Source organism: Pseudomonas sp. RIT778, assembly GCF_019718735.1.
Lineage (GTDB): Bacteria > Pseudomonadota > Gammaproteobacteria > Pseudomonadales > Pseudomonadaceae > Aquipseudomonas > Aquipseudomonas aphyarum.
Genome location: NZ_JAIHBA010000013.1, coordinates 105,054 through 117,411 on the forward strand (window position 1 = coordinate 105,054; position 12,358 = coordinate 117,411).

At 61.0% G+C, this 12,358-nt stretch carries 10 protein-coding genes; 7 read left to right on the plus strand and 3 right to left on the minus strand.

Annotated elements, in window-relative coordinates:
* Nucleotides 1–193: 193 nt before the first annotated feature.
* The 4 genes from flgB to flgE are packed head-to-tail and all read left to right on the plus strand — an operon-like array spanning nucleotide 194 to nucleotide 3,136.
* Complete coding sequence (flgB, locus tag K5E37_RS10415) at nucleotides 194–601, plus strand: flagellar basal body rod protein FlgB (protein ID WP_007960328.1); 408 nt, start codon at nucleotides 194–196, stop codon at nucleotides 599–601.
* Between the two features lie 3 nt (nucleotides 602–604).
* On the plus strand, nucleotides 605–1,048 hold the full coding sequence (flgC, locus tag K5E37_RS10420) for a flagellar basal body rod protein FlgC (protein WP_007960329.1): 444 nt from the start codon (nucleotides 605–607) through the stop codon (nucleotides 1,046–1,048).
* A gap of 15 nt (nucleotides 1,049–1,063) precedes the next feature.
* Nucleotides 1,064–1,792 carry a flagellar hook assembly protein FlgD gene (gene flgD, locus K5E37_RS10425; protein WP_007960332.1) on the plus strand — a complete coding sequence of 243 codons (729 nt, stop codon included), beginning with the start codon at nucleotides 1,064–1,066 and terminating at the stop codon, nucleotides 1,790–1,792.
* Between the two features lie 30 nt (nucleotides 1,793–1,822).
* Nucleotides 1,823–3,136, plus strand: coding sequence for a flagellar hook protein FlgE (gene flgE / locus K5E37_RS10430; RefSeq protein WP_221533757.1), 1,314 nt, complete (start codon nucleotides 1,823–1,825; stop codon nucleotides 3,134–3,136).
* Nucleotides 3,137–3,783: 647 nt separating this feature from the next.
* On the opposite strand, the gene K5E37_RS10435 is transcribed toward flgE, so the two are convergent.
* Entirely contained in the window at nucleotides 3,784–6,678 is a 2,895-nt protein-coding gene (locus tag K5E37_RS10435; RefSeq protein WP_179694063.1) for a ribonucleoside-diphosphate reductase subunit alpha, read from the minus strand.
* A gap of 735 nt (nucleotides 6,679–7,413) precedes the next feature.
* On the opposite strand from K5E37_RS10435, the gene K5E37_RS10440 reads away from it, so the two are divergent.
* Both K5E37_RS10440 and K5E37_RS10445 read left to right on the plus strand, forming a co-directional pair.
* The gene (locus K5E37_RS10440; protein WP_085745108.1) at nucleotides 7,414–8,136 is read left to right on the plus strand and encodes a response regulator; all 723 of its coding nucleotides are present in this window, start codon (nucleotides 7,414–7,416) and stop codon (nucleotides 8,134–8,136) included.
* Entirely contained in the window at nucleotides 8,133–9,743 is a 1,611-nt protein-coding gene (locus tag K5E37_RS10445; protein ID WP_007957745.1) for an ATP-binding protein, read from the plus strand. Before K5E37_RS10440 ends, K5E37_RS10445 begins: the two co-directional genes overlap by 4 nt.
* 115 nt (nucleotides 9,744–9,858) lie before the next feature.
* Here the strand turns inward: K5E37_RS10445 and K5E37_RS10450 are convergent, their stop codons facing one another.
* Together K5E37_RS10450 and K5E37_RS10455 are read right to left on the minus strand one after the other, a co-directional pair.
* Complete coding sequence (locus K5E37_RS10450) at nucleotides 9,859–10,584, minus strand: 4'-phosphopantetheinyl transferase (RefSeq protein ID WP_221533758.1); 726 nt, start codon at nucleotides 10,582–10,584, stop codon at nucleotides 9,859–9,861.
* 216 nt (nucleotides 10,585–10,800) lie between these two features.
* Complete coding sequence (locus K5E37_RS10455; RefSeq protein WP_007957749.1) at nucleotides 10,801–11,592, minus strand: dienelactone hydrolase family protein; 792 nt, start codon at nucleotides 11,590–11,592, stop codon at nucleotides 10,801–10,803.
* A gap of 140 nt (nucleotides 11,593–11,732) precedes the next feature.
* Here K5E37_RS10455 and K5E37_RS10460 point away from each other — a divergent pair, with 140 nt between their 5' ends.
* The gene (locus K5E37_RS10460; RefSeq protein WP_007957751.1) at nucleotides 11,733–12,338 is read left to right on the plus strand and encodes a hypothetical protein; all 606 of its coding nucleotides are present in this window, start codon (nucleotides 11,733–11,735) and stop codon (nucleotides 12,336–12,338) included.
* The last annotated feature ends 20 nt before the right edge of the window (nucleotides 12,339–12,358 follow it).

Here is a 12,358-nt window from a genome sequence, read left to right on the forward strand (position 1 = left end):
TTTATGCCTGAAGGTTTTGCCGGTGGCAGGTGGCGGCAGAAAAGCGGCATCCGGCGGAAACCGGTTGCCGCTTTTCTGGCATTGCCGCGTTGCCGGTTCCGCGCAAAGCCCCGTAATCCGGGGGTTTCTCAAACTGGCACGCCGCTTGCTATAACCCTGTTACGAAAAATCCGGTCACCTGAAGGTTCCCGACATGAGCATCAGCTTCGATAAAGCGCTCGGCATTCACGAAAAGGCTCTGGGCTTCCGCGCCCAACGCGCCGAAGTGCTGGCCAACAACATCGCCAACGCCGACACCCCGAACTACAAGGCGCGGGATCTGGAGTTCTCCAAAGTGCTCGAAGCACAGAGCCAGAAGAACGCCAACGGCACCATCGCCCTGAACATGACCAACAGCCGTCACATCGAAGCTGAAGGCCTGGGCAATGGCGACGAGTCGCTGATGTATCGCACGCCGATGCAGCCGTCGATCGACCAGAACACCGTGGACGCCCAGCTGGAACAGTCGAACTACGCGGAAAACGCGGTCGGCTTCCAGGCCAGCTTCACCCTGCTCAACAGCAAATTCAAAGGGCTGGTCTCAGCCCTGCGCGGAGAGTAATCCATGTCCCTGTCCAGCGTTTTCAACATTGCCGGCAGCGGCATGAGCGCCCAGACCACCCGTCTCAACACCGTGGCGTCGAACATCGCCAACGCCGAGACCGTCTCGTCGAGCATCGACCAGACCTACCGCGCCCGTCACCCGGTATTCGCCACCATGTTCCAGGGCGGCCAGAGCGGCGGCAGCAATTCGCTGTTCCAGAACCAGGACGCAGCCGGCCAGGGCGTGCAGGTCATGGGCGTGGTCGAAGACCAGAGCAACCTCGAAGCGCGCTACGAGCCGAACCATCCGGCGGCCGACGCCAAAGGCTACGTCTACTACCCGAACGTCAACGTGGTGGAAGAAATGGCTGACATGATTTCCGCGAGTCGGTCGTTCCAGACCAACGCCGAAATGATGAACACCGCCAAAACCATGATGCAGAAGGTACTGACCCTCGGTCAGTAATAAGGGGCGACTGCCATGAGTGTTACCGATACCACCAGCAGCCTGACGATGAACGACATACTGGCCAACTCTTCGAAGAAGACCAGTAGCACGACCACCGGCGGCATCGCTTCGGCCACCAACAGCTCGACCGGCGGCCAGGCCCTGGGCAAGGACGCGTTCCTGCAACTGCTGGTCACCCAGCTGAAAAACCAGAACCCGCTCGACCCGCAGGACAATAGCGCATTCGTTGCCCAGTTGGCACAGTTCAGCAGCCTTGAGGGGATCACCACTCTCAACAGCACCGTCAGCTCACTGGCCGGCAACTACAACTCGTCGCAAGCCCTGCAGGCTTCGTCGCTGGTTGGCCGCAACGTGATCGTGCAGACCAACACGGTTCAGCTGGACGATCCGAGCAAAGGCATGACCGGTTCGGTCACTGTTCCTTCGTCGATTGCCGGCGGCACCGTCTCCATCACCGACAGCAGCGGCACCGTTGTTCGCACCATCGATCTGGGCAGTCGCGCCGCAGGCGACGCGAGCTTCACCTGGGACGGCAAGGACAAGGACGGCAACTTGGTGAAAACCGGTACCTACACCGTTAAGGCCAACGCCTCGATCAACGGCACCGCGACCGACCTGGCGACCTACCTGCCAGCCACGGTCACCAGCGTGACGATCAGCCAGACCGGTGGCGAGCTGATGCTCAACCTGTCCGGCAAGGGCACCGTTGCCCTGTCCAAAGTACAAACCATTGGTATATAGAGCCGACTAACCGGCACAAAGGAGTGGAATATGTCTTTCAATATCGGCCTTAGCGGTCTCTATGCAGCCAACAAGCAACTGGACGTGACCGGCAACAACATCGCCAACGTCGCGACCGCCGGTTTCAAATCGTCCCGTGCAGAATTCGAAGACGTCTACTCGGCCACTCGCCTGGGTAGCGGCAGCAAGGTCATCGGTAACGGTGTGCGCCTGGCCAACGTTTCCCAGCAGTTCACCCAGGGCGACATCAACAACACCGGCAACGTGCTGGACATGGGCATCAACGGTTCGGGCTTCTTCACCCTGAGCAACAACGGCTCGATCTCCTACACCCGTGCCGGTACGTTCAAGGTCGACAAGGACGGCTTCATCACCAACACCGACTACACCTCGCGTCTGCAAGGCTACGGTGTGGACTCCAACGGCAAGGTCATCAACGGCGTGTTGACCGATCTGAAGATCGACACCTCGAACCTGGCGCCGAAGTCCACCTCGCTGGTGACCTCGACCATCAACCTGAACTCGACCGCTCCGGTGATCGACGACACAGTGGCGGCCGGCAAGTTCGACCCTAGCAAGACCGAGACTTACACCAAGTCGTTCAGCACCCCGATCTATGACAGCCAGGGTAACGCCCACGTCATGGACCAGTACATGGTGAAAACCGGTGCCAACACCTGGAAGGTCTACACCCTGGTGGACGGTCGTAACCCGGATGCTACCGGTAGCGATCCGAAAGTCACCGCACCTGTTGCTTCGACCATGACCTTCGACTCCACCGGTCAACTGACTCAGGTCAGCACGCCGCCTGCCGTGATCAGCAGCGACCTGAAACTCACTGGCTGGGTGCCGGGCACTGTTACCAACGGCGTGTGGAAGGCCAACGGCGCTTCGGCGAACCCGGCTGGCATCACCATTTCGATGGCCAAGACCACTCAGTTCAACGCTGACACCGCGCGTTCGATCCCGACTCAGGATGGTTACGCTACTGGCCAGATCACCAACCTGACCATCGACGGTACCGGTACGCTGTTTGCCAACTTCAGCAACAACCAGAGCAAGGCCATCGGCCAGGTTGCGCTGGCGAGCTTCACCAACGAGCAGGGTCTGCAGCCGATTGGTGGTACCAGCTGGAAAGAGACTTACGCTTCGGGTATTCCGGGCTACGATGCGCCGGAGACCGGTACGTTGGGTTCGGTTGTTTCGAACTCGCTGGAGGAGTCGAACGTTAACCTGACCAATGAGCTGGTTGATCTGATCAAGGGTCAGAGCAACTATCAGGCGAACGCCAAGACCATTTCGACTCAGAGCACTATCATGCAGACCATTATTCAGATGACCTGATTTCTGGGTTTTGGCTGGTTAAGGAGCCCCTCTTTTTGAGGGGCTTTTTTTTGGCTTGGGTTTGGGGGTGGATCCGTTGCTTCGGGTGTTGCGGATTATGGTTCCGCCCTTACGGCGGGTCACTTTGGCAAACGCCCCAAAGTAACCAAAGGTCTGGACCCCGGCGTTCGGCCCCTCGCTTTGGCTCGGTGTTCCTTCGTTCCGGGATTCATCCGGGGGCATCGCCTACGGTTTGCTTCGCTGCACCTCCTCTCGATGCATGCGGCTTCGCCGCACGGTCGCTGCGCTCCCACCCCCGGATAAATCCCTCCACTCAGCCTTCCGATGGGGCCGGCACGTCAAAAGCGGTACTCGAGCTAACGCTCATCGTGTTGAGTGGTGGGAAGCCAAAGCCAAAGCAGAAGAAGCAGCAGGAGTCGAGTTGCATGCTTTTTAAAACCCGAGTTCAAATCGGTATTTCACGTCGGCGTACCTCCCCAAAACACCTCGGTCAGTTCCCTCTCCCTCTGGGCGGTCCGACGTTTCGGGAGGGTTAGGGTGAGGGCGGCTTTTGCTTTTTGCGCGGGCAAAAGAAAACCCCCGACAAACCAGAAGTCTGTCGGGGGTTTCTCGGGTCAGGCGTTTTGCAACGCCCGATTCAGCTCAGCTTATTGGCAAGCTTCGCAATCCGGCTCGTCGATGGCGCAAGCCTTCGGTACTGGAGCAGGGCCGGCAGGGGCTGCCAGGACCGAGTCGTCGCCGTGGTTGCCGCCGCTGGATACAGCGTTCAGCTTGCCGGTGTTGATGGTCGACTTCTCGGTGCTGGTCGCGGCCAGGGCACGGAGGTAGTAGGTGGTTTTCAGACCACGGTACCAGGCCATGCGGTAGGTCACGTCCAGCTTCTTGCCCGATGCGCCGGCGATGTACAGGTTCAGCGACTGGGCCTGGTCGATCCACTTCTGACGACGACTGGCGGCGTCAACGATCCACTTGGTGTCCACTTCGAACGCGGTCGCATAGAGCTCTTTGAGTTCTTGCGGGATGCGCTCGATCTGCTGAACCGAACCGTCGTAGTACTTCAGGTCGTTGATCATGACCGAGTCCCACAGACCGCGAGCCTTCAGGTCGCGAACCAGGTACGGGTTGATCACGGTGAATTCGCCCGACAGGTTCGATTTCACATACAGGTTCTGGTAGGTCGGTTCGATCGACTGCGATACGCCGGTGATGTTGGCGATGGTTGCGGTCGGTGCGATGGCCATGATGTTCGAGTTACGGATGCCTTTCTGTACACGGGCGCGAACCGGTGCCCAGTCCAGGGACTCGGTCAGGTCGACGTCGATGTACTTCTGGCCACGTGCTTCGATCAGGATCTGTTGCGAATCCAGCGGCAGTACGCCTTTGGACCACAGCGAACCCTGGAACGTCTCGTACGAGCCGCGCTCGTCAGCCAGGTCGCAGGAAGCCTGGATCGCGTAGTAGCTGACCGCTTCCATCGACTTGTCGGCGAACTCGACGGCAGCGTCGGAGCCGTAAGGAATGTGCTGCAGGTACAGCGCGTCCTGGAAGCCCATGATGCCCAGGCCGACCGGACGGTGGCGGAAGTTGGAGTTCTTCGCCTGCGGTACCGAGTAGTAGTTGATGTCGATCACGTTGTCGAGCATGCGCACGGCTACATCGATGGTGCGCTTGAGCTTGGCGGTGTCCAGCTTGCCGTCGACGATGTGGTTCGGCAGGTTGATCGAGCCCAGGTTGCAGACCGCGATCTCGTCCTTGTTGGTGTTCAAGGTGATCTCGGTGCACAGGTTCGAGCTGTGAACAACGCCGACGTGCTGCTGCGGGCTGCGCAAGTTGCACGGATCCTTGAAAGTCAGCCATGGGTGGCCGGTTTCGAACAGCATCGACAGCATCTTGCGCCACAGGTCTTTGGCCTGGATGGTCTTGAACAGTTTGACCTTGCCTGGGTACTCGGTCAGGGCTTCGTAGTACTCGTAGCGCTCTTCGAAGGCCTTGCCGGTCAGGTCGTGCAGGTCCGGTACTTCGGACGGCGAGAACAGGGTCCACTTGCCGTCATCGAAGACGCGCTTCATGAACAGGTCAGGGATCCAGTTGGCAGTGTTCATGTCGTGGGTACGACGACGGTCATCACCGGTGTTCTTGCGGAGTTCGATGAACTCCTCGATGTCCATGTGCCAGGTTTCCAGGTAGGCACACACAGCGCCTTTGCGCTTGCCACCCTGGTTAACGGCAACGGCGGTGTCGTTCACCACTTTCAGGAACGGAACCACGCCTTGCGACTTGCCGTTGGTGCCCTTGATGTAAGAACCCAGTGCACGCACCGGAGTCCAGTCGTTGCCCAGGCCGCCAGCGAATTTCGACAGCATGGCGTTGTCGTGGATCGCGTGGTAGATGCCCGACAGGTCATCCGGCACGGTGGTCAGGTAGCAGCTCGACAGCTGTGGACGCAGGGTACCGGCGTTGAACAGGGTCGGGGTCGAAGCCATGTAGTCGAACGAGGACAGCAGGTTGTAGAACTCGATCGCACGGTCTTCTTTCTGCTTCTCTTCGATCGCCAGGCCCATGGCCACGCGCATGAAGAAGATCTGCGGCAGTTCGAAGCGCACGCCATCCTTGTGGATGAAGTAACGGTCGTACAGGGTCTGCAGGCCCAGGTAGGTGAATTGCTGGTCGCGCTCGTGGTTGATCGCCTTGCCCAGTTTTTCCAGGTCGAAGGAGGCCAGCACAGGGTTCAGCAGTTCGAACTCGATACCTTTGGCGACGTAGGCCGGCAGGGCCTTGGCGTACAGGTCGGCCATTTCGTGGTGAGTGGCGCTCTCGGCCACGCCCAGGAAGCCCAGGCCTTCGGCACGCAGGGTGTCCATCAGCAGGCGGGCGGTCACGAACGAGTAGTTCGGCTCGCGCTCGACCAGGGTACGCGCGGTCATTACCAGCGCGGTGTTGACGTCGTTCAGGGCCACGCCGTCGTACAGGTTCTTCAGGGTTTCGCGCTGGATCAGGTCGCCGTCGACTTCAGCCAGGCCTTCGCAGGCTTCGGTGACGATGGTGTTCAGGCGGCCCATGTCGAGCGGCGCGAGAGTGCCGTCGGCGCGGGTGATGCGGATCGACGGGTGAGCGTTGACTGCGGCTTCGGCCGGAGCGTGGGCAGCGCGTTCTTTCGAACGACCGTCACGGTAGATCACGTAGTCGCGAGCGACTTTTTGCTCGCCGGCACGCATCAGGGCCAGTTCGACCTGGTCCTGGATTTCTTCGATGTGGATGGTGCCGCCCGACGGCATGCGACGCTTGAAGGTCGCGGTGACCTGTTCGGTCAGACGGGCAACGGTGTCGTGGATTCGCGACGAAGCGGCAGCGGTGCCGCCCTCAACTGCGAGAAACGCTTTGGTGATAGCGACGGTGATCTTGTCATCGGTGTAAGGAACGACAGTGCCATTACGCTTGATCACACGCAGTTGGCCAGGCGCGGTGGCAGCCAGATCCGAATTCGAATCGGCGGCCTGCGGCAAGGTGCCCTGCGGGTTCTCGCGAGTTGTGTCGGTTTGCATGGGTGTCTCCACGTTCTCTATGTTTGTTTGGGCACCATCACGGTGCCCACCGTTCCGTCCTGAAGCACTACGACCGGCAGTTGCCGGGTAACGACTTCGGGACAGTTCAGGAAGGGGGCCTTGTGGGCGCCGCTTCCATGCCGAAGTCTTCGGTTCGCGCGATACGCGTGAAACCGCATTCCTTTCGGGGAGCAGTTTGGGACTGCAACACCCGTACCGTTTACGCCGTGATCGGCTGAAAAACGGTAGCCATCCGCAGGCGCGGTTTGGGCTTCTGAAAATACGTTTGGTTCAACCCGACAATGGCAATAAAAAGCCTTGAATTCACTGTCCGGTTTGTGTTTGGTTTTTTGGCCTCAACCCCTACATGTAGGGTTTTTTCAAGCGCGGGCTACAAGATAATGCGTTTTGGGGGAGGATTGCAACGGACAGCCTGTGGATAACCCTGTGCGTAAATTGTGTGCGAAATGTCGAATTCACGTGTAGGCCGCGAACCTGCTGAGCTAGACCGTTTGTCACTGTTTTCCACCGCAAAAAAATGCCGCGGCGGAATTTTGAGGGCGCGAACCCTATCACAAAAATCCGCCTTGTCCGAACGCATTTACCGACTTGTGTTCTGGCTGTACGCCGTTTATACAATCGGCCCATGCGCACGCATTCTTATCCTCCTAAAAGATGACAAAAAGACGGGAGGATCCTTCCTTTATAAGCAGCATCGGCAAGCAGAGGTCACCCGTGGAGCAAGAAGCCTGGCAGGTATTGATAGTCGAGGACGACCAGCGTCTGGCCGAACTGACCCGTGAATACCTGCAAGCCAACGGATTGCGCGTGGAGATCGAAGGCAACGGGGCGCTGGCGGCGGCGCGGATCATCAAGGAACAGCCGGACCTGGTGATCCTCGACCTGATGCTCCCCGGCGAAGACGGCCTGAGCATCTGCCGCAAGGTCCGTGACCGTTACGACGGGCCGATCCTGATGCTCACCGCGCGCACCGATGACGCCGACCAGATCCTCGGCCTGGATCTCGGCGCCGACGACTATGTCTGCAAACCGGTGCGCCCGCGACTGTTGCTGGCGCGTATCCAGGCGCTGCTGCGACGCAGTGACACACCGGAGGCGCCGGCCGGCAATCCGCGTCGGCTGCAATTCGGCCCGCTGGTGGTGGACAACGCGTTGCGCGAAGCCTGGCTCAGCGACAGTGGCATCGAGCTGACCAGCGCCGAATTCGATCTGCTCTGGCTGTTGGTGTCCAACGCCGGACGGATCCTGTCCCGGGAAGAAATCTTCACCGCACTGCGCGGCATCGGTTACGACGGCCAGGATCGCTCGATCGATGTACGCATCTCGCGCATCCGCCCGAAAATCGGCGATGACCCCGATCACCCGCGCCTGATCAAGACCGTGCGCAGCAAAGGTTATCTGTTCGTGCCGGAAGCCTGCGTAGAACTGCCGCTGTGAATTCGATCTTCCTGCGCATCTATGGCGGCATGTGCGCGGCGCTGATTCTGGTGGCGGTGCTCGGCGTGCTGGCGCTGCACCTGCTCAACCAGGTGCGCAGCGAGCAATACCGCGAGCGTCTGGCCCACGGCACGTTTTCGCTGATGGCCGACAACCTGCAACCGATGAACGAAACCGAGCGTCATCGCGCCTTGCTGGTGTGGGAGCGCCTGCTCGGGATTCCGCTGGCGCTGAAGACCTTTGCCCAGACCGATCTCGACCTGACCCAGCGCACCCGGGTGCAGCGCGGCCAGGCGCTGGTCGAACAGACCGGCCCGCACGCGGCCAAGGTCTATCGGCTGGTCAGCGACAAGGATCAACTGGTGCTGGTAGGCGAGGTGCAGCAGATCAGCGAGCAGCTGGCCCGGGCGACCATTTACCTGTTGGCCGATGAACTGGTGCGGGTGCCCGTGGGCGAGCAGCCCAAACGACTGGCGCAGTTGAAAGAAGACAAAGGCTTCGGCTTCGATTTGCGGCTGGTCACGGTCAGCGATGCCGACATGGACGAAGACCAGAGCCGTCGGGTGTCCGAGGGCGATACGGTGATGGCGCTGGGCAAGGGCGGCGATTCGATCCGGGTGTTCGCCGGCATGGTCGGCACGCCGTGGGTGCTGGAAATCGGGCCGCTGTATCAGATGAACCCGTACCCGCCGGAATGGCTGGTGCTGATCGCCGCCCTCGGCCTGACTCTGATCGGCCTGATTGTCTATCTATTGGTGCGTCAGCTCGAACGGCGTTTGCGCGGGCTCGAAGCCGCCGCCACGCGCATCGCCAAAGGCAGCCTGGAAACCCGGGTGCCGGCCCGTGGTGCCGACTCGGTGGGCAAGCTGGCGGCGGCGTTCAACGGCATGGCCGAGCACTTGCAGCAGTTGCTCGCGATCCAGCGTGAACTGGTGCGCGCGGTGTCCCACGAATTGCGCACGCCGGTGGCGCGCCTGCGTTTCGGTCTGGAGATGATCGGCTCGGCCACCACCCCGCAGGCGCTGGAAAAATACCGCGAGGGCATGGACCACGACATCGAGGACCTCGACAAGCTCGTTGATGAAATGCTCACGTACGCCCGGCTGGAGCAGGGCTCGCCGGCGCTGACCTTCCAGCGCATCGATCTGGATGCACTGGTCAATCAGGTGATCGAAGAGCTGGCGCCTCTGCGCGCCGAAGTCACGGTACAGCGCGGTCTGTGCCTGTCGGCGGCGGATTGCGATGACGCCTGGGTCGAGGCCGAGCCGCGTTACCTGCACCGGGCCCTGCAGAACCTGGTGAGCAACGCCATGCGCCATGCACGCTCGAAGGTCACGGTCAGTTATCAGGTCGGGCAGATGCGTTGCCGGGTGGATGTTGAGGACGACGGCCCCGGCGTGCCGGAAACCGCCTGGGAGAAAATCTTTACGCCGTTCCTGCGCCTGGACGACAGTCGCACCCGGGCGTCCGGCGGGCACGGGCTGGGCCTGTCGATCGTGCGGCGGATCATCCACTGGCACGACGGCCGGGCGCTGATCGGCAAGAGCAAGAGTCTGGGCGGAGCGTGCTTCAGCCTGAGCTGGCCGAGGAATCAGGAGCGGCGCTGATCTCGCATTGCTCAATGCTGACCCATTCGCGAGCAAGCTCGCTCCCACCCGCAAGCGCGCAGACCTGTGGGAGCGAGCTTGCTCGCGATAGGGCCATTCCAAACAGTACAAACCTTCAGGCAGGAATGCTGACCAGACTCAGCAACTGCCCGTCCTGCACGCCGAATTGCGCATCGAGCTCCGTGCCGTTGCGCCATTCGCTGGACAGGTCCGTCAGCAACCGCAGCCGTACCTGACCCTGTTCATTCCACTCCAGCACCTCGGCGTGTTCGAAGTAGAAGCGCTGCTGCACGATCGGGTACAGCGCCTTGAACAGGCTTTCTTTCACCGAAAAGGTCAGGGTCACCCAGAGCGCGATCTGATCCCGGGAACCGGCGGCCATGCGCTGCATTTCCGGCGGGGTCAGGATTTCTCCGGCCAGCCGCTCGGCGCGTTCGGCGTTGAGCAGGTTTTCCAGATCCATGCCCAGCCCGCGCCAGTGCTGTTTGTTGGCGACAATCGCTGCCGCACGGCCGGTGCTGTGGGTGATCGAGCCGCAGATGTGCGCCGGCCAAATGGGCGCGCGATCCTCGCCAATCGCCGGAACAGTGCTCGAGCCTTCCAGCTGCTGCAACGCCGCCCGGGCACAAATCCGCCCGGCAAGGAATTCCGCCTGCCGCTTGGCCACCGAACGCTGAATGCTCGGCGGCGTCTCGATGGCGCTGCGCCGGAAGTCATCGCCCAGCAGTAGCGACGGATCGAAATGGGTGCTCAGAAACACGGTGTCGGGCAACACCGTCGGCAGCGGCCAATGGGCATCGAGCGGGGTACAGCAGGCGGGGAGGAAAGGGCTGGCAGTCATGTCGGGCATTTTGCCGGGTTGTCTTCGGGCTGGATAGTGCAGAGGAAGTGATCGTTCCCACGCCGAAGCCTCGATCCATGATCGTTCCCACGCTCCGCGTGGGAATGCATACAGTGACGCTCCGCGTCACACAGCGAAGGGACGCGGAGCGTCCCGGGCTGCATTCCCACGCGGAGCGTGGGAACGATCAGCATCAGCGCGAGGGGGCGACCGGGTTCAGCCAAAGATCTTCTTGAAGAACGCCTGCATGTCCGCCCAGGATTTTTCATCGGCAGCCTTGTTGTAGCCGATATCCGGGCCACCGTGATCGCCGTGGCTCAAGCGATCCGCGTCAGGATTGCTGAACCCGTGCTTGGCACCGTCGAGGCTGACGAATTGATAGTCGGCGCCGGCCTTGTCCATTTCCGACTTGAACGCCGTGACGTTGTCCGGGGTGACCATGCTGTCCAGCGCGCCGTGTTCGACGAGGACTTTCGCCTTCACGCTGCCCGGCGTAGCCGGAGTCTTGGTGGCCAGCGCACCGTGAAAACTCACCACGCCGGCCAGCGGCACACCCTGACGTGCCGCATTCAGCACCACGCCACCGCCGAAGCAGTAACCGATGGCGGCGATTTTATCCTTGTCGGTCTGCGGCTGTTTCTTCAACAGATCCAGCCCGGCCTGAAAGCGTTTGCTGGCCGCATCGGCGTTCTGCGTGGCGGCTTGCATGAACGCCATCGCGTCTTTCGGGTGCTCGGTGTTCTTGCCTTCACCGTACATGTCGATGGCGAGCGCGCTGTAACCGAGCCCGGCGAGATCCCGGGCGCGGCGCTTGGCGTAGTCGTTCAGGCCCCACCATTCATGCACCACCACCACGCCGGGGCGCGGGCCCTTGATCGCGTCGTCGTAGGCGTAGTAACCGATCAGCTTCGTGCCGTCGGCACTCTGATAGGGAATTTCCTCGGTCTTGATCGCAGCCTGGCTGAGGCCGCTGAAGACAAGGAGGGCGAGGGTTAGAAGCAGGCGCATGATCGGGTCTCCGGACAATAAGGGGTCAAAACAGCCTAGTTCATTTCATTCAGGCGAGGTTCAGAGAGCGTTCAGGGGCGGTACAGGGGAGGGTCAGTAACCTTGCGCCATACCCGAAGAGCACAACTGAGGAACACTCAATGACTCGTTTGAACAAACTGCTGCTGGCTTTCACCGTCATGAGCGCAAGCATCGCCGCCCATGCCGACACCACCACCAACTTCGCCGGCCTGACCTTCGGCCAGACCAGCGACAAGATCAAGAAATCCAACGCCCTGAACGACAACCTCGGCCACCCGGACGCCACCGCGGCCATCGACGGCAACAACACCTACGGCCTGCGCCTGGGTCAGCAAAACAGCCAGGGTCGCTACTACGCCACCTACGACAACGTGTCCGGCTCGCACAATGGCATTAAACTGCGCCAGGAAAACCTGCTGGGCAGCTACGATCTGTTCTACCCGGTGGGCAGCAGCACCAAGCTGTTCGGTGGCGCCACGGCCGGTCTGACCAAGTTGACCCAGGATTCGCCAAGCTACAGCCGCGACAGTGACATCGGTTACGCCGTCGGCGGCCAGTTCGGTGTGCTGCAGCAAGTCTCGCAGAACACCTCGGTAGAACTCGGTTACCGTTACCTGCGCAGCAACGCCAGCACCGAGATGAAAGAGAGCGGCGGCAGCAAGCAAGGCTCGCTGGATTTGACCAGCAGCGCCCAGACTTACCTGTCGGCCAACTACGCTTTCTAAAGCACGGCTTGCACTAGCCC